We start from the raw sequence: 24,041 nt of genomic DNA, 5'->3' as shown, positions 1-24,041 counted from the left end.
AGCGTAATGATGCAAAGCCAAACGATTTTAGCCTTGGTTGACGGATCTGCTTACTCAGAAAGCGTCTGCCATTACGCCGCCTGGATGGCGCAACGCACCCAATCTAAAGTGAAGGTCTATCACATTATGGGCCGCCGCAATGCGGCCGATAGTGATGATCTAAGCGGTGCCATTGTGCTTGGTGCGCGCACCCAATTGCTCGACAAATTGAGTGCGTTGGATATGGAGCGTTCAAAGCTTGCACAAGAGCATGGCCGTGCCATTTTGGAAGATGCAAAGACCATCATTCAGGGCGATGGCGACATTGAGGTGCAAACCCGATTGCGCCAAGGCGATCTGGTGGAAACCATCGCGGCCAAGGAAGAAACCGGCGATGTGATCGTGGTGGGCAAACGTGGCGAAGCACACAAATTGGCCACCGGCCATTTGGGTTCCAACCTTGAGCGCGTTATCCGCGCCAGCCATAAGCCAGTATTTGTGGCCAACCGCTCTTTCACCCCGGTGAAGAAAGTGTTGGTGGCATTTGACGGCGGCGCTTCGTCGCTCAAAGCTGTTGAATTGGTGGCGACATCGCCCCTCTATCAGGGTCTTGATGTCACGCTGGCTTATGTGGGCAAACCTTCTGACAAGGTGCAGGCCGCGCTCGACACCGCAACGCAAAAGCTGCAAGCGGCGGGCTTGACCACAGAACAGCAAGTACTTTCCGGCGATGCGGATAAGGCACTGGCCGACCTCGCCAATAATCAGGAATATCAATTGCTGGTGATGGGGGCTTTCAGCCACTCACGCCTGCGCTCGCTCTTCATCGGCTCCACCACCATGGAAATGATCCGGGCCTGCAAAATCGCGATTATGTTGGTGCATTAAATGTTCAAATATGACGGGCGCGTTCATTGTTGAGCCGCCCGTTATTAAAAGTTGAAATGGGCAGCGATAAATCTAGGTTTTTACGCCATAATTTTGCAAAATATGGTCCATCTCTTCTGGTGACAGCTTATCCAAAAGCTGAATGCCGTATCCGTCTGCCCGAGAAGCACGGATCACGCCACTTGATTGAATTTCATCAATCTTGACGGCAACACGGTCTCCATTCCGCTCTTGCAGGAATGATGAGGCTGGACGGAACTTCACGCCACCAGATGATACTTCAGTTACCACACCATCAAAAATGTGCGAATTGTCTAGCAGCATCAACGTTGCCACAGCGAATGTAGGGTGCCGCTGAAATTTTCGCTTGTGAGCGTTTTTCTCTTGGTCTTTATCGATACGTCGCCGCAGCGTTTCTGATTGCTTTGCGACCAATTCATTGACTGGCTTGGCCTGCATTTCATGAGCATGAGGGTTGTTCATCATGATCTCCTATTGCGCTGCGTTTGTGGCTTTGCGGTGTTCTGGCTTCTGCTCAGACTCGCTTTTTTGGGCCGCTGGCGCCTCATGTTCTGCCATGTGGTGGCGCACGCCTTCCATATCGCCTTCCGCTAGGCTTGCTTTGATGTCCTTCAGCAATGCATATGGGTCAAGTGCATCAATCTCATGCTCAACCTTCAGCACCTGCTCGTGATTGCGGTTGAGGCTGGCAATTTGTAGATCAATGTTTCTGAGCTGATCAGTTACGGCCTCATCGCGCAGTTCAAGCTGTCGTGATAAGCTGTTAGCCGTCTCAACCAATTCATTTTTCATATTTTGATTGGCTGAAATGAAGTGCACCGCATCAATGGTTTTGTGCATAGCACCATGCAACAATCGGTGAGATTCATTGGTTTGTTTTTGCACCATAATAAGCGCATTAAGCGCTTGGCGCTGCTCACGCGTATCCAAGGTCAAATCTTCAATCGCATCGGTCAAGCGTGAAAGCTTCTCGTTAATGCGAGTGTTAGATGCTGCGCTGAGACGTGCTGTCCGCATGATCAAGCTTAGACGTTTTTCTTCAATCATTGCTTGTGCCGCTGGGGTGCCCGCTTTTACTTTGCTTTCCGCATCAATCTCCACAATGGTGGACATCCAGCCTTCAATATCCTGCACAAACTCAGAAAACGCCATAGAGCAGAAACGCACCATCAGACCCAATACGAGCGAGGTCACCAAGCCAAACAAAGACGAGCTAAAACCTGTTGCCATGCCTTGGAGTGGAACTTGAAGTTTTGTCATTAGATTTTGAATGGCTGCTGATGGGTCTCCACCCGTTAGATCGATCGCCGCCAAAATCTCGCCAACAGATGCCAGTGTGACCATAAGACCAAGGAAAGTACCAATCAGACCAAGGAGCACTAGAATGCCAGCAACATATTGGGTCAATGATTTCCGATCAGCCAAACGCGCATCAATTGCATCTAGCAGGGTCTGCATGGTGGCAGGCGAAAGATTAATGTCCTTATTTCTCATCAATTCTTCGGTGATGAGCTGGTAGGTAGGGCCAAGAACTTCAGGCTTGTGGTAAACTGCAGCCAATTCTTTACAGCGGTAGTGGCGCCACAATGGATCCATCACATTGCCGCGTTTCTCGATCATGCAATCTTCATAATGTTCGCGCATGGCAAGATAGGCCAATTGCTCATTTTTGAGGCGAAGAATGTTGCGATAGGTAAGCGCCACACCAAAGAAAAATGTCGCAAAAATCGTGACATTTAGCATCACATTGGCTGAAGTCGCTGTAATAATGAACTCATATTGCCAAGCCGACAGCAGCATCAGCACGCCAAATACGACGGACATACGGATAAGCGGAGTGTGAATGGTTTTGATCATTCGAAATTACCTAAAATACGCAAGCTTTGGTTCCAAGGCTGACAGGGATAGATGCAGATTTGGTTAAGAAAAACTGCAACTAATTGTTCGGATTTAGATATTCAGTTTTAAGAACTATTCACCGACGAAAACCCGCACTTGGTCAATTTCCTCAGCGGTTGGGGCAGGGCGCACATTAATGGTGAGGCTTTCTCCCTCAAATCCTGAATTGATCAACACGTTGCGCACAGAGAGCACCCGGAAGTAGGCTTTGCGTTTGGCTTGCGACTGTGCAGTAGCTGCAGGATCGTAAAAGCCCCAAGCGGTTAGCTTTGCACCCCGCAATTGGTCGCGATTTTCTTCCAAGAAAGTTTGAATTTCCGCGCCTGCATCCTCGGTCACTTCAAGGCCTTTGCCTTTGAATATAACCGTCAGAATTTGTGCAGCACTTTCGACCACGACTTCATCGGGCGTTTCTTTTGAAGCTTCCTCTTCAGTGGCCACCACCACTTGCTTCTCCTCAATCACCCGTCGCGATTGAATTTGCAGCTCATTTTGAGTTTCAACAGCTTCTGCTTGCGTCAGCGTATCGCTTTGCTGGGGCTCTTTAATGCCAACATCGCTTGGAGCAGGGGTGGGTTGTTTTTCCACCGGCTCGCCCTCCGGCTTCACTTCGGCGACCTGAGGTGTGTTCTCGTCTAAAACATCATTTTCGATTTGTTCGGTGGGCGGTTTGCCAGAAACTTCTGCAGTCACCACTGTTTTTGCGATCTGCTGAGAAATAGCAAAAATCACAATGCCCAGAATAATCAGCAGAAACGTCACCACCATCACAATCGTGGAGAGCGCATCCACAAAGCCCGGCCAGTGGTTATCTTCTTCCTCAAGACGGCGTGCCATGATTATCTCCTAACTCGCCTTTGACTGCAATTTTTGCAGAACTTGATCGCGGGGGCCATCGGCCATGATGACACCGTTTTCGATCCAAATAATCCGATCAACCAAACGCAAAAGCTGCATGCGGTGGGTGGCCACGATCAATGTGCGATCTGTCAAGACTTCCGGCATTTTTTGGATCAACGCCGCCTCAGTGGTGTTGTCCATTGCTGACGTTGGCTCGTCCAACAGCAAGATTTTTGGATTTGCAGCCAGGGTGCGCGCCAGACCGACAGCCTGCCGCTCACCGCCCGATAAATGTTCACCCCTTGGACCAACTGGTAAGTTGAATCCCTGCGGATGGCGCTGCACAATTTCACCAACGCCAGAAATATTTGAGATCTTCGCTAACCATTCAGGGGCCGCGTTCTCAACGCCATTAAGAATGTTAGCCCGCACACTATCATTCATCAGAACCGTGTCTTGGCTCATATATCCGATAGACTGGCGTAATATGAACGGTGAGATTTGCCGTGCATCATAACCATCAAACATCAGCTGCCCCTCGGTTGGGGCATAGAGGCGCGGAATCAATTTAAGCAAAGTCGATTTACCACCGCCATTTCGGCCGATAATGCCGATCCGCTCGCCAGCACGTATGTCTAGATTGATATTTTTCAAACTAGGGTCAGCGGCGCCTGGATAGGAGAAAGATAGGTTGCGTAGGGAGATATTGCCCTCGATTTGTGCGCCTGAATGGGTACTATCTCCGCCAGCTTCTTCCGGCAAATCCAACAAAGTCATCGCTTTGGTAATGCCGCTTTTCAAGTTGCCAATTTGGCCCAATTGCATAATCAACTGGCTGATGGGAGAGATAATACGCCCAACAAGCAAGGTTGCTGCGGCCAAGTTGCCCAATGTCATCATGCCAGCATTTACCTCGATGGCGCCCACCACAATGGTCATCACAATTGTGAGCTGGGTGATGTTGAGCATTAACTGCGTTGAGAACGCGCTGGCTTGCCGAGTTTTATGGTTGAGATATGCACTATTGTCTGTGCGCCGCTCCCATCTATCAAGCAATAAATGTTCCGTTCGCGTCGCTTTTGCCGTAGCCAACGTGGCGCAGGTTTCATTCGCCTGATCTTGCACTTCTACGCGGGCATCATGCGTCGCACGCGCATTTTTTTGCGTATTGAAACTACCCCACGCAACTGCCGCGCCAATAATCAAAATGCCGCAGATAGGCACCAACACCACAACCCCAGTAAGCGTGTAAACTAGCGCAAGCATCAAGATGACAAAGGGAAGGTCCGCCAAAAGGCCTGTAACAAGGGTCGGCACAAGCAAGGAGGCATGATCCATTTCATTTATAGTGGAAGTGAAGCCCTTGGCAAATTGTTGCCCAGTGGCCAAGGGAACACTAACGAGCTTTCGATAAAGCGCAGATTGCAAATTGAGACCAAGTTTAACCCCAATCGCTTCCTGCATATTTACGCGCGACGCACGCAAACCGACATCGATCAACAAGGCTAGCACCACGCCCAAAGTGAGCGCAGTCAGCGTTTCAAAAGCGCCATGCGGCACCACACGGTCATAAACAATCGTGATAAAGAGTGGCAGCACCACCAACAGCAAATTCGACAAAAAAGCCGCCGTTAGAAGTCGCACAAAGAAGGGACGGTAATTTTGTGTGGCCATCGCCGTTAAGCGTTTCAACGCTGGCCAAAGTGCAGGTTCTTGCGGAGGATTGTTTCGCTGCTCCGCGTCATGATTGGCCCGCTGATCAGCCTTAATGGTTTGATGGACGCGCAGCCAATTGCCTGTGAGATTATGCAACAATTGTTCGGCGCTGATTTTTTGACGGCCAGATTCACCCAACACATTAAAGTGGTTTTGCTCAGCACTTAAAATGATCAGCGCTTTATTGTCCTTCAACTCAGCCAGTAGGGGAAAAGACTGTCGCAGCAAATGCTGTGGGCGATCCCGATGAAAGCCAAGTTCGGCCTGCACCTCTTTGGCGAGGCTCTTCAGCGTTTCCTGCGCCGGATAAGCACCAAATCTCGCTAAAATCTCGCTCTCAGACGGGGCATTAACCCCCAGCCAAGTTTTAGCAATTTTGCACACGGCCACCGGAAAGAAAAATCCTGCAAACTCGATTTTTTGGGCATCGCGCGTGCTTTGGCTTTCCGTCCACTTTCCCTTGCGCAAGTCAAGCTCACCCACCGCCACTGGCGATGTTTCATTTGACGCTGCGCCCGCATCTATCGATTTGGCCAATTGCTGAGACAAAATATGTAACTTTTTAAAATCTTTATATTATTTCTACCTAACCTGACCTGTTTAAAGATTTAGTTAAGGTTAATAAGGTCTAATCATTTCATTCGCGAAATGACTCGGTTTTCATTCATGGACACTGCAAATCCAACATTGCCAAATAAGGTTGGCACGGCCCGACAGGACTCGAGCTTTGCCCGGCGCACCGATCAAATTGATCGGCACGCAAATGGATTGTTTTTGCTCGTTATTGCAGTAGGACTGCTGCTGTTTCTAATCTGGTCCGCCTTCACGAGCCTCGATGAAGTGACGCGCGGCGGGGGCCGGATTATTTCCACTGAGCAAAACCGCAATATTCAGCATATGGAAGGAGGCCTAATTTCCGACATTTTGGTACAAGAGGGCGACAGCGTTGTGCAAGGCGATGTGCTACTGCGCATCGAAAACAGCTTTTCAAAAGCTGAACTCGAACAGACACGCTTGGAACTGGCCTCTCAACGTGCCCGGCATGTGCGACTTATGGCCGAAGCAGAGGGGGCCAGCCAAATGGTGCCGCCTGATGATTTGTTTGCAGATCAACCGCAAGCAGTTGCCAATGAGCAGCAAATTTTTGAACGGCGCCAAGCGAACCTGAAAGATCAATTTTTGATTTTCGAAGATCAGGCGAGACAGCAACGGCTAAGCCTTTCCGAACATAAATTGCGGCTAGAAAATAAACGCAAAGAATATGACCTACTGTTTGAGCAAGTTGAGAGCTATCGCGGCCTTGTCAAATCTGGCGCCGCCTCACGCAATGAACTTTTGTCACGCGAAAGCAGCTTGCAGCAGGTAGTAACACAGATAAATGATCTCGAATTTAGAGTGCCGGCTATTCAATCTGAGTTAGATGAAGTGCTGAGGCGACAAAACGAATTGACCACACGAGCGCGCGCCGATGCAGAAAAAGAAGCCGCCGAAGTGGCAGTGACCATAGCCAAACTAAACGAAGCAATCACCGCGATGGTTGATCGCAAATCACGTACAAATGTTGTGGCCCCAATTGACGGGCGGATCAACCGGCTACTGGTTTCCACAGTCAATGGCGTTGTTCAACCAGGCCAAGTGTTGGCCCAAATTGTGCCTGATGACCTCTCAATCGCGGTGGATGCGCGCCTGTCGCCTAAAGACCGTGCCAATGTGTGGCCGGGCTTGGAAGCCGTGATAAAGATCAGCGCGTATGACTATACCGTCTATGGCGGGCTGAAAGGTGAGGTGGTAGAAATCTCCCCTGATGCCTTGCAGGACGAAAAGGGTAATCCTTATTTCCGCGTGCGGGTGCGCGCAGACGGTGCAACATTGGGCGACAATAACCCTATCGTGCCCGGTATGTTAGCCGAAGTGAACATTCTCACCGGGTCACACACCGTGCTGGACTATTTGCTCCGCCCGGTTCGTCGAGTTCAGTCCAACGCTTTCCGACAATAATCTGGAATAAGGTGCCGAAACTTTCGGCACCTATTTACTTAGCTATTGACCACCAGCTGAGCAATTTCAGTAGTGTGGGTGGCATCGTCATATATCGTATAGGTAGTTGTGCCCGCCCCGGCGGTAACGACAACATTTGTACCAGGATCGGTTATTGAGATGCTGTCGCCTGCATCTGTTTCCAACGTCAGCACATTGTTGCCGTCGGTCATATTTTGAATATCGGTTGAGCTTAGGGCCAGATCTGCATCAACACCGGCATTTGTGAAGTCGATTACTTCTATGTCGGTCAAAAGGCTGTCTAGAATGGCCTCGTCATCAATTGTGCCTGTACCGGAAGCAAATTCAACACGGTCATTGCCTGATCCGCCATCAATAGATGCTGACAAGTCTAACGTATCTGCATCCACCAAGAAGCTATCGTCACCACCTGCACCAAGCAGATTGTCGGCACCACCATTGGAGGTGAAGCTTTCATTAGCGCCTGTGCCATTGATCGTGTCATCAAAGGCGGAACCAATGACATTTTCTACACCAGACACTTGGTCGCCAGTTGCATCTCCGCCAGAAGAGGTGGAGCCATCCAAATTAAGGATGATTCCCGATCCAGAAGCGGAATAGTCCGCGGTATCAGCGCCTGCGCCACCGATAATTATGTCTGCGCCTCCACCGCCGATCAGCGTGTCATCCCCAGCGCCACCATCCAGTGTTTCGTTGGCGTTGGTGCCGTTGATCACATCTGCATAATCAGACCCGATAACTTGTTCAATACCGTTAAGTTGGTCCCCGGCGGCATCACCGCCAGCTGAAACAGTACCATCAAGATTTACCGTGACGCCTGCGCTCGATCCAGAATAGTCCACGCTATCCGTATCGGCACCACCAGAAATGATGTCCGCCCCCGCATCGCCATAGAATACATCATCGCCAGCTCCGCCATTCATCACATCGTCGCCGGCGCCCGCATTGAATTCGTCATTGCCCGCACCACCGTTGAAGGTTTCGCTTGCGCCTGTACCGTTGAACACATCATTGCTCGAAGAGCCCGTAACTTCTTCAATATTGCTGAGTTGATCGCCGGCCGCATCACCTCCGCTGGAGGCTGATCCATCCAAACTTACTGTCACACCGGAAGCTGACCCGCTATAATCCATATGATCATCGCCGCTGCCACCATCAACAATATCGACGCCCGCGCCTGCGATAATGGTGTCATGGCCACTACCAGCGTTGACAGTATTGTTGCCAACGCCAGCTGTAATCGTATCGTTGCCACCTCCGGCATTGATCACATTGTTGGCACTTGAGCCGGTCAAATCGTCTGCGTGGGCTGACCCCGTAACATTTTCAAATCCAGAAATTGTATCGCCGGTGGCATGTCCCCCGCTTGCCGAGTTATTGCCAAGATCTACGGTGACACCCGCATTGGAGTTCGTGTAGTCCAACGTATCATTGCCGCTGCCGCCTTGCAGCACATCGCCGCTGCCACCGCCCGCAATCACGTCATCGCCGCTGCCACCAATCAATGTATCTGCGCCTGCAGTACCATTTAGCTGATCGTCAAAAGCAGAACCTGTGACTTGTTCAATGTTGGTCAACACATCGCCCTGCGCATCGCCACCAGATGAGGTAGTGCCATCTAAATGAACGGTCACGCCGCTGGCTGATGTTGAATAGTCAATCTGGTCATTGCCAATGCCGCCATCCATGGTGTCGGCACCCTCATCTGCGATGAAAATATCGTCGCCTGTGCCGCCATCCATCACATCATCGCCTGCGCCAGCATTGAGCACGTCTGCGCCCGCACCGCCTTCAAAGGTTTCGTTGGCCGCCGTGCCGTTCAACTGATCCGCAAAGTCAGAGCCAATGACGCGTTCCACATTGGTCAGAACATCACCAGTAGCCTCGGCGCCAGCAGACGCGGTGCCGTCCAAATTTATAGTTACAGCAGACGCGGCGGCGCTATAGTCTGCCGTGTCAGTGCCTGTGCCGCCGTCAATTGTGTCTGCGCCAATGTCAGCGGTGAAAATATCATCGCCAGCGTCACCATCAAGAATGTCATCTCCCGCGCCCCCGGATATGGTGTCATCATCATTGCCGCCCGAAATCGTGTCGACACCATCGCCGCCTTGTAGATCATCATTGCCGTCACTGCCGATCAATGTGTCATTGCCCGCACCACCGGTAATCGTGTCATTACCGGCATGACCGTCCAATACATTATTGCCAGCATCGCCAGCAATCGTGTCCGAAACTAGGGAGCCTGTGACGTTTTCAATATTGGAAATAGTGTCGCCCTGCGCGTCGCCGCCTGTGCCAGTCCCGGCATCAAGATCAATTTGGACCGAAGTACTGGAATCTGAATAGTCAATCGTATCCGTGCCTGCACCACCATCAAGCGTGTCCGCGCCTGCACCACCATTCAAAACATCGTCGCCGTCGCCACCGTTTAATGTATCGGCGCCGCCATTGCCGCTTAGCGTATCGTTGCCGTCACCACCAGAAAGCACTTCATCTGCGCCAACACCGGTAATAATATCGTCAAATGCTGATCCAGTGACATTTTCGATTGAGGTGAGCAAGTCGCCTTCTGCATCGCCACCGCTGGATGTCAAACCATTCAGTTGCACATTTACGCCTGCGCCAGATGCAGAATAATCAACACTATCCGTACCGCTGCCACCATCCAATTGATCCGCACCTCCGAGGCCGATCAAAACGTCGTTGCCCGCACCACCTGTCAGATTGTTGTCGTTCGCATCCCCCGTCAGACCATCATTCTGGGCCGAACCAATAACATGTTCAAAATTTACGATGGCGTCGCCAGTAGCATCGCCACCACTTGCGCTATTGGAGTTCAGGTCAATCGTGACGGCAGCGCTTGAAGTGGAATAATCAAGCGTGTCATTGCCCGTGCCGCCATCAAGATTGTCAGCACCAGCACCACCAGCAATTATGTCGTCACCAGATCCGCCATCAATTATGTCGTCACCAGCCTCGCCAAACAGCTGGTCTTGCTCGTCACCACCGTCAATCGTGTCATTGTCATCGCCACCATAAATGATGTCATCATCATCATCACCAGACAGATTGTCAGCGCCTGCACCGCCATAAATGGTATCATCATCTTCGCCGCCAGAAATTAGGTCATTGCCATCACCACCATAGATGGTGTCATCACCATCTTCACCGTCAATGGTGTCATTGCCTGCGGCGCCATCCATGGTGTCATCACCCGCGCCACCATCAAAATCATTGGCGTTGGCGTCACCTGTCAGGTCATCATTCCCAACTGTACCGATAATATTTTCGAAGCCAGAGATTGTGTCGCCTGTGGCGTTGCCGCCTGACAATGTGTTGCTGGCGAGGTTGATGGTCACCGCAGATGCTGACGCCGAATAGTTGAGCGTATCAACCCCAGCGCCGCCAATCAGTGTATCATTGCCGGAAAGGCTCGCAACATTATCGTTGCCGTTACCGCCATCAAAAATGATGCCAGTGGTGCCACCCGTGAAGCTATCACTACTATTTGAACCAAGAATGCGTTCAATTGAAATAAGTGTATCGCCAGCGGCATGGCTACCGGTATGCGTGCCGGTGGATAGATTAATATTGATGGCACCGGACGCAGAATAATCTGCAGTGTCTGTGCCATCACCGCCGTCGAGAACGTCACCTCCACCTCGACCATTTAAGCTGTCGTCGCCATCGCCACCGGTTAGTCGGTTGTTGCTGGCATTGCCCAAAATTGTATCGTTGTGGCTCGAGCCAATAACCCGCTCTACCGAGTTGTAAGTGTCGCCTTCTGCTGTGCCGCCGGTGCTGGTGCCCTCTAAATCGACATTAACGGCAAAGCCTGAGCCTGAATAATCAACTGTGTCGGTGTTGCCACCGCCGAAATATTGGTCACTGCCGGCATCGCCAATAAACATATCATTGCCATTGCCGCCAGAGATGTAATCATCACCGTCACCGCCGGTAATGGTGTCGCTGCCATTATCACCATAGAGGCGATCGTCACCCGCGCCGCCATCAATAATGTCATTGCCATCATCACCGTGAATTTCGTCAATTCCGGTTCCACCAGTTACAACATCATTGCCATTTTCAGCATAAATCAAATTGCCGTTATTATCTGCGGTGAGGGTGTCGCTGCCCTGAGAACCGTACAAGGTCTCTATATTGGCATAAGTGTCGCCATCAGCATTGCCGCCTGTGCCGGTGCCGTTAAGCAGATCAACATTCACAGCGGTATTTGAATGATCGAACCGCAATGTATCCGTTCCGGCACCACCATCAATGGCGTCACTTCCCGCACCACCATAAATTTCATCATTACCGTCGCCAAGATTGTGGGTATCGTTGCCAGCGCCGTCATAAACCAAATCATTGCCGGTCCCAGCATTCACCACATCATCGCCATCCAGGTCGTAAAGCGTATCTGCGCCTGCGCCGCCATCAATCTGGTTGTTGTTATTATCGCCTTCAATCGTATCGCCGTAATTAGTGCCGGTCACATTTTCGATTGAATTGAAACTGTCGCCAAGCGCGTCACCTGCAGTACCACCATTGATCAGGGAGATACTTACAGATGTGCCACCAGTTGAATAGTCTGCCGTGTCAATGCCCGCACCCCCGTCCAGCGTATCGCTACCTTCGCGGCCAGACATAAAATCATCGCCATCTCCGCCTGAAATCACATTGTTGCCGGCGCCGCCGATCAGAGTGTCATTGAAGTCGGAGCCAGTGATATTTTCGATCGAATTAAACGTGTCGCCAAGAGCATCGCCAAGTGTTCCAACATTGGCACCTAGATCGGCTGCGACTGCTGATAGTGCATCGGAATAATCAACCGTATCAACACCGGAACCACCATCAATAACATCGGCGCCAATACCCCCGTTCAGTGTGTCATCACCGTCGCCACCGTCCAAGTTATCATCGCCTGCACCGCCATAAAGCGTGTCTGATCCATCGCCGCCGCTAAGTGTGTCATCGCCTGCTTCGCCATAGATTGTGTCGTCGCCGGAATCACCGCGCAAGTCATCATTCCCATCACCACCATAAATGGTGTCGTTGCCGCTGGACCCGCGAATTTCGTTGACATTCGCATCGCCTGTCAGAACATCGCCATATCCCGAGCCAATGAGATTTTCGATCTCGCTTAAACTATCGCCTTCGGCAAATCCGCCAACCCCGGCTCCGGTGGTCAGACTGACTGTCACGCCTGCTGTAGAACTGGAATAGCTGACCGTATCAGTGCCATTGCCGCCAACATAAATGTCTGCGCCCATGGAGTCATTAAAGCGATCATCGCCATCGCCACCCTCAAAGCTTTCTGCACCCGCTGTGCCATTAAACACATCGTCATAGTCGCTGCCGATAACATGCTCAACATCATAAAGGCGGTCGCCTTCGGCATCACCGCCCGCGCTTGCGGCGCCAGACAGGAACAGCACAATTGCCGCACTCGAAAGTGAGTAGGTGACTGTATCGGTCCCTGCGCCGCCATAAATATTGTCGGCACCTGCGCCACCTTCTAATATGTCGTCACCCGCATCGCCCTCCAGCGTATCGTCGCCATCGCCACCAAAAATTTGGTCATTGCCTGCATTGCCAGACAAAGTGTTGGCGTTCGCATCGCCGGTTAGAACATCTGCAAAGCCAGAACCTTCAAGATTTTCAATGGAGATGTAGCTGTCGCCAAGCGCATCGCCCGTATTGTTGGATGGTGTGCCCAGATCAGCGGTAAGACCGCTCGCCGCGTTGGCATAACTTGCGGTGTCAGACCCCACACCGCCATCAAGTACATCGGCACCGGCAGCCCCTTCAAGACTGTCGTCGCCATCACCACCGGTGAGCGAATTGATACTCGCATCGCCAATTAGTGTATCGTCAAAAGTAGAGCCTGTCAGGTTCTCAATTGAGGTGAGGCTATCGCCCTGTGCATCTCCGCCAATGCCTGCGCCCGTGGTCAGATTGACCGTGACTCCTGCGCCTGAATTGGCGTAACTGGCTGTATCATTGCCAGTACCTCCGTCCAAATTGTCAGCGCCAATGCCGCCATCAAGCACATCATCGCCTGCACCACCGTCCAGATCATTGTTCTGAATATTACCTGTTAGCTGGTCATCCAGACCACTGCCGACCAAATTTTCAATTGATGAAAGTTGATCACCTTGGGCATCACCGCCAGTACCCGTTCCCGTTGTCAGATTTACCACAACACCGGAGGCCGAAGCCGCATAGCTTGCGGTATCCGTGCCTGTGCCACCATCGATATCATCTGCGCCCGCGCCACCAATAATGCTGTCATCATCAGCGCCACCATCAATGGTGTCATCACCGTCACCGCCAACAATTATGTCATCACCGTCGCCGCCGTCCAGAGTATCGTTGCCTGCCGCACCGGTGAGATTATCGTCTCCATCCATGCCAAGCAAAGTGCTGCCCCCGGCAGCCGCGGTGAGGGCATCATTAAAGGCGGAACCGATAACACGCTCAATTGAAGTGAAACTATCTCCGGCTGCGTCGCCGCCAGATGCACTATTGGTCGCCAAATTTATTGTTACGGCTGAAGCAGATCCAGAATAGTCTACGCTGTCTGTGCCTGCGCCCCCAACAAAAACATCACCGCCGCCCAAGCCAATGAGCGTATCATCCCCGTCACCACCGGTTAGCACATTGGTACCTGAATCTCCCGTAAGAGTATCGGCAAAACCAGACCCAATAATGTTTTCAACATTCTGGATAAAGTCGCCCTGAGCTTCGTTGTTTGTGCCATTGCCTGTGGTCAGCGACACATTTACGCCTGCTGTGGCGTTAGTGTAAGTGATCGTGTCATTGCCCGCACCACCATCAAGGCTGTCAGCACCGCCTGCGCCTTCCAGCAAATCGTCGCCGTCGCCGCCGATCAGTTGGTTCACTGCGCTGTCACCCACCAAACTATCGTCATAGTCAGACCCCGTGACATTTTCGATATTGGACAATGTGTCGCCAGCGGCGTGACCGCCCGTTCCGGTGCCTGCTGCTAAGTTGATCTGCACCCCATTGTCAGACGCAGAATAGTCAGCGGTATCTGTTCCTGTGCCACCGTCAAGATTGTCCGCACCACCGAGGCCGGCAAGCGTGTCGTTATTGGCTCCACCTTGAAGGTCGTCAACACCAGCATTGCCAGTTAGCACATCATCGCCCGCGCCGCCGATAAGCGTATTTCCGGCAGCGGCCGCGGACAAATTATCCACATGGGATGAGCCAATAATCGTCTCAATAGAATTGAAGCTGTCGCCTTGGGCATCGCCGCCTGTGGAGGTGCCTGCCGCCAAGTCGATATTCACGCCAGCCAATGAGGAGGTATAGGACGCGGTATCCGTACCTGTGCCGCCATCAATCACATCGGCACCGCCTTTACCTTCAATGAGGTCATCACCAGCATTGCCATAGAAACTTTCATCGGCAGACGAGCCAGTCAGCACATCATCTTGGCCTGAGGCATTAATAACTTCAATGCTTGTCAGCCTATCGCCATCGGCATCGCCGCCTGATCCGACGGAACCATCGGTAGAGATATCCACCCCTGTAGCTGACGCGGAATAGTCTGCGGTATCGATGCCTGATCCACCGTCCAGCGTGTCTGCGCCGCCAAGACCAATCAGGGTGTCATCACCCGCACCGCCGCTCAGGGTGTTGGCGTTGTTGTCGCCTGTCAGGCTGTCGTTAAAGTCAGACCCTTCAAGGTTCTCAATGGAGGTAAAGCTGTCCCCTGCGGCATCACCGCCAGATGCGGTGTTGGTGGACAGGTCAACAGTAACCGCTGATCCTGAACCTTGATAGGTTGCTGTATCTGTTCCGGTGCCGCCATCTAAGGTGTCCGCCCCCGCACCACCTTCAAGAATATCATTGCCAGCTTCGCCCTGAAGATCATCAGACCCGCCATTGCCGGAAAGATTATCATCACCATCGCCACCTAAGAGTTGGTTGTCCAAGCTGTTGCCGGTCAAACCATCATCTTGAGCGGAGCCCACAATGTTCTCAATCTCAGAAAGCGTGTCGCCTTGCGCATCCCCACCAGAACCTGTGCCGGTGGATAGGTTTACATTCACCGCGCCAGAGGAGGCAGCGTAATCTGCTGTGTCTGTTCCGGTGCCACCAATAAGGGTATCCGCACCCCCAAGGCCCACCAGACGGTCATTGCCCGCGCCACCAGTTAAACTGTTGTCAGAGCTGTCGCCGGTCAGATCATCATCAAAGTCTGAGCCTAAAATGTTCTCAATGGAGGTAAAGCTATCCCCAGCCGCATCCCCACCAGACGCGGTGTTGGTGGCCAGATTGATGGTCACCGCTGATGCTGAGGCGGAATAATCTACACTGTCTGACCCTGAGCCACCATCTAGAGTATCCCCGCCGCCAAGGCCGATCAAAATATCATTACCGGACCCGCCAGTGAGGCTGTTGGCATTGGCATCACCTGTTAGCGTGTCATCACCTGATGACCCCAATAGGTTCTCAATATTGGTGAGCGTATCCCCAGCTGCGTCGCCACCTGTGCCAACACCTGTTGAAAGGTTCACATCAACCGCAGAGACCGACCCGGCATAAGAGGCTGTGTCTGTACCCGCACCCCCATCAAGCGCATCAGCACCAGCACCACCTTCTAACGCATCGTCCCCCAAGCCACCGGAAAGCTCATTGATGGATGCATTGCCCGTCAACACATCATCATAATCGGAGCCAATTGCATTTTCGACATTGGCAAAGCTGTCGCCTTGGGCATCACCGCCAAAGCCCATGCCAGAAGCAAGGTTGATGGTGATGGCGGAAGCCGAACTAATAAAGGACACTGTGTCGACGCCTGTACCGCCATCAAATGTGTCAGCGCCCGCGCCGCCGATCATTAAATCATTGCCTGCGCCGCCCAACAGAGTGTCCGCGCCGTCCATGCCATAGAGCGTATCGTTGCCCGCGCCGCCTGATAACGTGTTGGCATTGGCATCACCAGTCAATAGATCAGCGAGGCTTGATCCTGTGATGTTTTCTATATTCGTTAGGACATCACCAGCCGCGTCACCACCCGAATGGATATTGGTGGTGAGGTTGATGGTGACTGCAGCGCTTGAACCAGAATAATCTGCCGTGTCGAAATCGGCGCCACCGTCAAGCACATCGGCACCCGCACCACCTTGCAACACATCATTGCCAACGCCGCCGGAAAGGCTGTCGTCACCAGCCATACCGGAGAGCACATCATCGCCCGCATTGCCAACCAAGCTGTTCGCAACGGCACTACCTTCCAAACTATCATCAGCAGCGGAACCAATGATGTTTTCGATGTTGGAAAGCGTATCGCCTTGGGCGTCGCCGCCCGAACCTGTGCCTGACGACAAGCTAACGTTTACGGCTTGGGCGGAATCTGCATAATTTGCAGTGTCGTTACCGACCCCGCCATCAAGTGCATCACCGCCTGCCGCACCCGCCAACATATCGTCGCCAAGACCGCCGGACAGACTGTTGCTTGAACTGTCTCCGGTAAGATCATCATCGAAACTTGAACCGATAAGATTTTCAATCGAGCTATAGCTATCACCCGTAGCGTCGCCGCCAGCGCCACTAGATGTGGCCAAGTTGATGGTAACGGCAGAGGCGGAATTTTGATAGCTTGCCGTATCTGAACCAGTTCCGCCTGCTAGACTGTCAGCACCCAGTCCACCTTCCAGCACATCATTGCCACTGCCACCAGAAAGGCTGTCGTCGCCAGCTTGCCCCAGCAAAGTATCATTGCCTGCGCCACCAATCAGCGTGTCGTTGCCTGCACCGCCTGCAATATTGTCATCGCCACCAAGGCCAGACAAAACATTGGCATTGCCGTCACCCGTTAGATCATCATCTTGCTGTGAGCCTTCTAAATTTTCAATGTTGGCAAAACTATCGCCTTCTGCATCACCGCCAGCACCTGTGCCCGCCGCCAAATCTACAGTGACACCATTGGTCGAGCTCTGATAGCTAACGGTATCAGTGCCAGCGCCTCCGTCTAAATGGTCGGCGCCTGCACCGCCTTCAAGCTGATCAACTCCGTCGCCGCCTAACAATACATCATTGCCTAGACCACCATTGAGATCATCATCACCTTGGCCACCGCTTAGGCTGTTATTGGCTGCATTGCCGGTGAGGTCATCATCATAATCTGTGCCAATAATGTTTTCGACAGATGAAAAACTGTCCCCTTCAGCATCCCCCCCAGTGGCCAAGTTTGCAGCCATATCAACTTGCACGGCCGCGCCAGAGCCTGAATAGTCAGCGGTATCCACGCCGCTGCCACCTTCCAGTATGTCAGCACCGCCGCCGCCAATCAAAGTGTCGTTGCCGCTGCCACCAGATAAAGTGTTGGCTGCGCCATCACCAGTCAGACTATCAGAAAAGGCAGAACCTATGACGTTCTCGACATTATTGTAGGTATCTCCCGCAGCATCCCCGCCAGTAGCCGAAGACGTCTGCAAATTGATTTGCACGGCGGCACCGGAGCCTGAATAATCCACCGTATCAATGCCGGCTTCACCGTCTATATCGTCCGCGCCTGCGCCACCTTCTAATGTGTCGTTGCCATCACCGCCGCGCAAAATATCATCGCCTGCGCCACCGCGTAAAACATCATCGCCTGCTTGGCCGGAAAGCGCGTTGGCATTCGCGTCACCCACAAGAATGTCGGCATATCCACTGCCTTCGACATTCTCGATTGATGCAAAGCTGTCTCCAGCCGCATCGCCAGAAGACCCCGAGTTGGTTGCAAGATTTACACTGACGCCGCTACTTGCTCTATCGTAGGAAACTGTGTCAGTGCCAGCGCCACCGATCAACACATCAGCACCGCCTTCACCGGCCAGCACGTCATCACCCGCACCGCCTTCAAGGCGATTAACGCCAGCATCACCCGATAATTGATCGTCAAAATCCGTGCCGATGATGTTTTCAATAGAGTCGTAACTGTCCCCAGTTGCATCGCTGCCTGAGCCTGTCCCTAAGGTCAAATCAACATTTACTGCGGTGGCGGCACCTTGGTAGCTCGCTGTGTCAAATCCTGCGCCACCTTGCAAATTGTCAGCGCCTACGCCGCCAATCAATATGTCGTTGCCCTCGTTGCCCATCAGGATGTTGTCGTTGGCGTCACCTGTTAGACTGTCGTTAAAGGCAGACCCTTCAACCCCTTCGATGTCAATATATGTGTCGCCATCTGCATCACCACCAGTGCCACTAGAAGTCGCCAAATTGACGGTGACCGCGCTCGCGGAAGAGGCGTAGCTGGCCACATCTTGGCCTGCGCCGCCGTCCAAAACATCGGCACCGCCACGGCCTTCCAGATTATCGTCACTCGCACCACCTGATAATATGTTGGCATAATTGTCGCCTTTGAGACGATCAGCAAAACCGGTGCCCAAGATATTTTCAATATTGGAGAGCACATCGCCTTCGGCATCGCCGCCAGAACCTGTGCCTGCTTCTAAGTCAATATCTATGGCGCTTGATGCAGCGCTATAATCTGCAGTGTCATTGCCAGCACCGCCATCCAAATTGTCGGCACCTGCACCGCCAACAAATTGGTCATTGCCTGTGCCGCCGTGCAGATCGTCGTCACCATCTTGACCAACTAATTGGTCATCGCCTGCGCCACCAAAAATTTGGTTGTTGTTGCTGTCGCCAGACAAAATATCTGCAAAATCTGACCCGGTGATATTTTCAAACTCGGCAATTATGTCACCAGCGGCATCCCCACCTGAAACAACACCACTGTCTAAATCAACATTCACCGCACTGCTTGATTGTCCATAACTTAGGGTATCTGTACCATCGCCGCCAGTAAGCTGGTCGGCGCCCGCGCCGCCCTCAATTGTGTCATCGCCAGTGCCACCTGACAAAATATTGGCGTTGCTGTCGCCAACTAAAATGTCGTCATGCACGGAGCCAATCACATTTTCAATATTGATCAGGCTATCGCCTGCGGCATGACCGCCGGTGCCAACACCTGAGCCAAGGTCGACATTTACACCTTCGTCAGATTTTGCATAACTTGCCGTATCGTTGCCTGCACCACCGTCCAATTGATCGCCACCAGCCAAGCCCTGCAAAACATTGTTGCCCGCATCACCAGAAAGTTGATCCGCAAAGCTAGAGCCTTCGAGATGTTCGACATTTGAAAGGCTGTCGCCTTCCGCATAACCTCCGCTCGCTATTCCTACATTAAGGTCAATATCAACCCCGGCATTTGACATGGCGTAGGATACGACATCGCTGCCCGCGCCCGCGTTGATCTGATCTTCGCCAACTGCTGCATAAATTTCATCATCGCCTGCACCAGCATTGATGATGTTGCCTGGAGGACTAGCAGAGATTACAGCTATTGGCTCTCCGGTCAGCGGGTCAATAAACTCAATGTCACCATCCGAGTTTATCTCACCAACGCCCAACTGCGCTGAGGCACTGGAAGCGCCCACGCCGCCATTGCCATCATCCATAGTGTATTCAATGCCAATGGACCCTAGATTGTAAAAACCATTATCATCTGGCACCAAGCCAGAACCTGGCACATCAAAACTGATTTGAATTTGTTCTTGCAGCGGTGAATTTGGATCGACGGGAATCACCCAGCCCTTGTCCGTTTCGGTGGCGCCAATCACGCTCATGCCCGGCGGCAAACTCGTCACCGTGATGGTGGTTGGTGTCCACCCTTCAAACGGGAAGGTTACGCTAACTTCTAATGCCACTGCACTGGTGCCGCTTTCCACAAGGTCGGGACTATCTGCGAAGATTATGTCCGCACCCGCGGTACCATTAATCACTTCATCCGCGCTCATCGCGCCATAACTTGGATCTGTATCGGCAGGAGGCTGGTGGGTCGCACCTTTGATGATGGTGCGCCCATCAAGCGCGGTTTCCATCACCTGTTCAGTTATGCCAAGTACTTTAAGTGTAATTTCCGCTTCTGGCAGCGTTTCGATGCCTGCCTCCACTGGCGAAGAGGAGGCCGATGCCGTTTCGCTAAACTTGCCGGTAAGCTCCTCGGCACCCACATGGTCATCAATCTTCGAGCGATCAAACTCGTTAAAGTTGTCACCTTTTTTCTTATCGATTAAATCTTCGGGTGTGGGCTTGTTTGGGTTTTGAACTTGTTCAGCAGGCTCTACGGGTTCGGTTTCTTCGGCTTCAACCTTCTCCTCGGCGTCTGCTTCACTTTGTTCAACTTGCTGTTCACTTTCTTGCAAAGACGAGAAGGTGCTAGCCGCCTCAGTTTCTTGCGCTTTAAATTCACCAACCCTGCCGATAATTTCTTGGCCAGAATAAATTTTGTCAGCAAAATCCATGTCGGGTGCATCGCCGATTGTGGCCATCAACCCATATTCAAGGATAACGAGCTTTGAACCATCAGGAAACTCGATGATCAAATCCACATCGGAAAGGGCAACATTCGCATCATCAAGGTTGAACGCGAATTTGAGCCGTGTATCTCCGCTCAGTTCGATAATTCGTGTTTCACCTGCTTGAGGTTTTTCAATTAAATCAATGCCAGTTGATTGAGGCGCGGATTCGCGCTCCAAAGACGTCTTTTCCTGCTGGATCTGATCTTCTTGCGCCATGCAATACCCTAAATTTTAGCTCAGAACCCTGTGTGATGTTCGGATTTTGTCGAACTTGGTGCGTGTAAAGCGAAGCGAGGGTTTTGCCGCGAATTTGTAAAGAAAAATGGTTAACGAAAATAAAATTAAAGTTCTTGTGCAAGTAAGAGACAGTTTCCATTAAAACAATTTACTCTTAAGTTTTTGCAACTATCTAAATTCGCCATATTGTCAAATAATTCCGAAAACAGAATGTGATAAAGCAATGAAAAAATGTAACTTTTTTTCATTGCGTCATTTTGGTTTTTATTTTGAGATTAGCGCAGACTTTAAGTGTTTTTTAACTGCGTTTATTAAACTTTAGGGCGGTTCAAAGGGATAGGGAACAACCGCTTTGCGCGTTGCAATTTGCAAAAACTGGCTAAAATGGAGCATAATATTTGGCGCGCTTTCGGGCCAGATAATGCTTGCTGGCTGCGCCTCTAAGCCCAAAACAGCACCATGTTTAAGCACCGGCAAAACTTTATGTGAAGAGCCTCGGGATTTGATGGTCGCTGATTCGAAAAATTATTTAGATGCGTCAGCAACCAGTCATCCGCAACTAGAACAAATGGCTGCGCAGAACACAAAAAAGGGTGCAAAGATCAGCCTTCAGCAAGTGGCATTGGTAGCGTTGCAGACCAATCCAACAATTGACATTGCACGTTGGCAAAAAAGAGATGCTGAAGCAGGTGTCGGCATTACCACCGCAAAATTCAGGCCAAAAGTCGAATATAATATAGCAAGTGGCCCTGAGGTAACGTACGACACAAAAACCGAAATAGGGGAGGACCATACCCGCTCTGAAATCGGGCTTACACTAAGCCAGTTATTGTTTGATTTTGGCAAAACCAATGCAGAGCTAGACTGGTCAAAGGCCCTCGTCAGCTCTGCGGATTGGCGCTTCAAAGATAAAGTTGAAAACACACTTTACGAAATCACGGATATTTATCTGACAGTTTTAGAATTGGATATGCTGTTGCAAAATAGCTATGCCAACCAGGCTGCACATAAGGAGACATATCGGCTGGTTAAGTTAAACGCTGATGCGGGAAACGCTACACAGGCGGATGTGCAAAAAGCCTATACAAGGCTTGAAAATTCTAAAACCCAATCAATCGAACTTGTCTCTCAAAGGCAGCGTAATGAGAGCGAGTTTAAAAGACTTACCGGCTTGGTGCCGGGTAACCTCACCATGCCTGATTGGCGCAAACATGACGCCCAATTCCAGTTAGGACAAAGCGAGAGCTATGTGCGGCGCAATCCCAAACTGCGCAGCATTTTGGCGGATATGGAAAGCCTTCGTAAGCAGCAAGAGGCACTGCAACGTTCCTACTTACCCCAAATTACACTTGAGGGTTCAACTTCAATCAAGCAAAACATTTTGGGCGAAAACCCGGTGCGAGGCGACGCAAAGGCACAAATTGTGCTGCGCGGTTCCCTTTATGATGGCGGTGATCGATCTGCCAAAATTGATCAAATCAATGCACGCCTAGGCGAGGCAGAAGCTCGTTACCGACAGGCGCGACGTGATCTTGAGCGCGACATTCGCGACGCCGCACGCATTTTGCGCACTGCAAAAGACCGGCAAAACTCAATTTATCAGCGGATCAACGCCAGCGAAGATGTCGTTCGCCTCTATGGCGAACAATTCAAAGCAGGTAACCGCACTATTTTTGAATTGCTGGATGCACAACAAGAATTGTTTACCGCCAAAGCTGAGCAAATCACCAATCAATTCGATATCTTGCGAGCCAAATATGCCGGACACCAATTATCAGGCACGCTTGGCCCAACCCTATTGGGCGACTTGGACATATAAAAGCAAATAGGTTCACTGACGACTTAGATCAGTTGATGACCATGTCGGCGCAATCGCCAAAAATAGGTGAGAATCAGGATCACAAAGACCAGATCGCCCAAGATGACAACCATGGCAAAGTCAGACGTCCAGCCATTTAAAAACATCACCAGCAGATTGAGCGCAAAAAGCGTTTTGCCTAAACCACCCATGATCACAATTCCTGTGTGACGCACCGGATTATAGGCAACCAATAAAAAGCCCAACCCATATAAAAAAGCGGTGCCCCAAGCACCGCGATAAATCGCGATCATAACCGGGTCTGTCAGCGCATTGCCGAACTCGCGCTCATACATGCCTGCCGTATCCAACAAGCCGGGAAAGGCGCCTGCAAAATTCCACAGGGCAGCAATCACAAAAAAGGCACGCATGAGCCGAAGCTCCACAATACCCATTGCAAAACTATCGTTTGAAGTTGCCATTCGAATTATCCCTTAATTAGCTTGAAGTCAGTGGATTATTAAATTATAACGCGTTATATTTTAAATTTCATCACGCTGTCAACCAAGCCAAATTTTTGCAGGAGTGACGATCATTTCACCATCAAAGAAGGCCACCAAAGGGCGCCCTACGCTGACAAAAGATGATATTGAGCAAATGCGAGATCATATCGCAGCAAGCGCGTTGCGGCTTTTTCACGAAGATGGTTTCGACGCCATTTCCATGCGCAAAATCGCGAAAGAGGCCGACTTAACGCCGATGACGATCTATCGTTATTTCGATGGGAAGATCGATATTCTCAGCAAGATTTGGATCGAAATTTTCGCCGAATTGTTTGATGAACTAGAAGCGCACGCAAAGGCAGAAAAGAACTCCGAACAACGCCTGCGCAAAGCGGCGTTGGGATATGTGAATTATTGGTTGGAAAACCGAGAGCATTATTTTCTGGTTTTTATGTCAAAAGGCATCAAACAAACCGATGTGCAAAGCTTCATTGAACACAAAGAGACTTTGCAACGGTTCGACTTTTTTACTCAGTGCCTTGATGAGATATCTACACCAAAGCTAGGCGAAGCGACCCTAAAACTCAAATCAGAACTACTGATTTGCACCTTGAATGGCATAGCGCAAAATCTGATCACTGTGAGCAGCTATCCCTGGTCAACACCGGAGGAACTTATTGATCAGGCGATTGGAGGCATAATTGCCTGTTAGCGGAGAACAGCATAACCTTAGAATTAATTTGCACTAAACTATGT

At 51.2% G+C, this 24,041-nt stretch carries 10 protein-coding genes; 4 read left to right on the top strand and 6 right to left on the bottom strand.

Annotated features, from left to right (window positions below):
• Positions 1-6 precede the first annotated feature (6 nt).
• A complete protein-coding gene (locus tag ATL17_RS16475) occupies positions 7-867 on the top strand; it encodes a universal stress protein (protein WP_133573952.1) in 861 nt (286 codons plus the stop codon).
• Positions 868-939: 72 nt separating this feature from the next.
• On the opposite strand, the gene ATL17_RS16470 is transcribed toward ATL17_RS16475, so the two are convergent.
• From ATL17_RS16470 to ATL17_RS16455, 4 genes are all read right to left on the bottom strand, one after another.
• Positions 940-1,353 (bottom strand): PilZ domain-containing protein, encoded by a 414-nt coding sequence (locus tag ATL17_RS16470; RefSeq protein ID WP_133573951.1) that lies wholly within the window; start codon positions 1,351-1,353, stop codon positions 940-942.
• Positions 1,354-1,359: 6 nt separating this feature from the next.
• On the bottom strand, positions 1,360-2,745 hold the full coding sequence (locus ATL17_RS16465; protein WP_133573950.1) for a MotA/TolQ/ExbB proton channel family protein: 1,386 nt from the start codon (positions 2,743-2,745) through the stop codon (positions 1,360-1,362).
• A 114-nt stretch (positions 2,746-2,859) separates the two neighbouring features.
• Positions 2,860-3,624, bottom strand: coding sequence for a hypothetical protein (locus ATL17_RS16460; protein WP_133573949.1), 765 nt, complete (start codon positions 3,622-3,624; stop codon positions 2,860-2,862).
• Between the two features lie 9 nt (positions 3,625-3,633).
• Positions 3,634-5,892: an ATP-binding cassette domain-containing protein gene (locus ATL17_RS16455; protein ID WP_133573948.1), complete on the bottom strand. Its 2,259-nt coding sequence runs from the start codon at positions 5,890-5,892 to the stop codon at positions 3,634-3,636.
• 117 nt (positions 5,893-6,009) lie between these two features.
• Here ATL17_RS16455 and ATL17_RS16450 point away from each other — a divergent pair, with 117 nt between their 5' ends.
• A complete protein-coding gene (locus ATL17_RS16450; RefSeq protein WP_166639084.1) occupies positions 6,010-7,341 on the top strand; it encodes an HlyD family type I secretion periplasmic adaptor subunit in 1,332 nt (443 codons plus the stop codon).
• Positions 7,342-7,379: 38 nt separating this feature from the next.
• On the opposite strand, the gene ATL17_RS16445 is transcribed toward ATL17_RS16450, so the two are convergent.
• Positions 7,380-20,963 carry a calcium-binding protein gene (locus tag ATL17_RS16445; protein WP_133573946.1) on the bottom strand — a complete coding sequence of 4,528 codons (13,584 nt, stop codon included), beginning with the start codon at positions 20,961-20,963 and terminating at the stop codon, positions 7,380-7,382.
• A gap of 589 nt (positions 20,964-21,552) precedes the next feature.
• Between ATL17_RS16445 and ATL17_RS16440 the strand changes: the two genes are divergently transcribed.
• Positions 21,553-22,803, top strand: a complete 1,251-nt coding sequence (locus ATL17_RS16440) for a TolC family protein (RefSeq protein WP_166639083.1) — start codon at positions 21,553-21,555, stop codon at positions 22,801-22,803.
• A 23-nt stretch (positions 22,804-22,826) separates the two neighbouring features.
• Here ATL17_RS16440 and ATL17_RS16435 read toward each other — a convergent pair whose 3' ends face one another.
• Positions 22,827-23,264: a hypothetical protein gene (locus ATL17_RS16435; RefSeq protein WP_133573944.1), complete on the bottom strand. Its 438-nt coding sequence runs from the start codon at positions 23,262-23,264 to the stop codon at positions 22,827-22,829.
• A gap of 175 nt (positions 23,265-23,439) precedes the next feature.
• On the opposite strand from ATL17_RS16435, the gene ATL17_RS16430 reads away from it, so the two are divergent.
• Entirely contained in the window at positions 23,440-23,997 is a 558-nt protein-coding gene (locus ATL17_RS16430) for a TetR/AcrR family transcriptional regulator (protein ID WP_133573943.1), read from the top strand.
• Positions 23,998-24,041 lie beyond the last annotated feature (44 nt).

Origin of the sequence: Maritalea mobilis (genome assembly GCF_004363175.1) — a bacterium.
GTDB lineage: Bacteria > Pseudomonadota > Alphaproteobacteria > Rhizobiales > Devosiaceae > Maritalea > Maritalea mobilis.
Note: the sequence above shows the minus strand (reverse complement) of the source record. Positions and strands in the feature narration are given on the sequence as shown.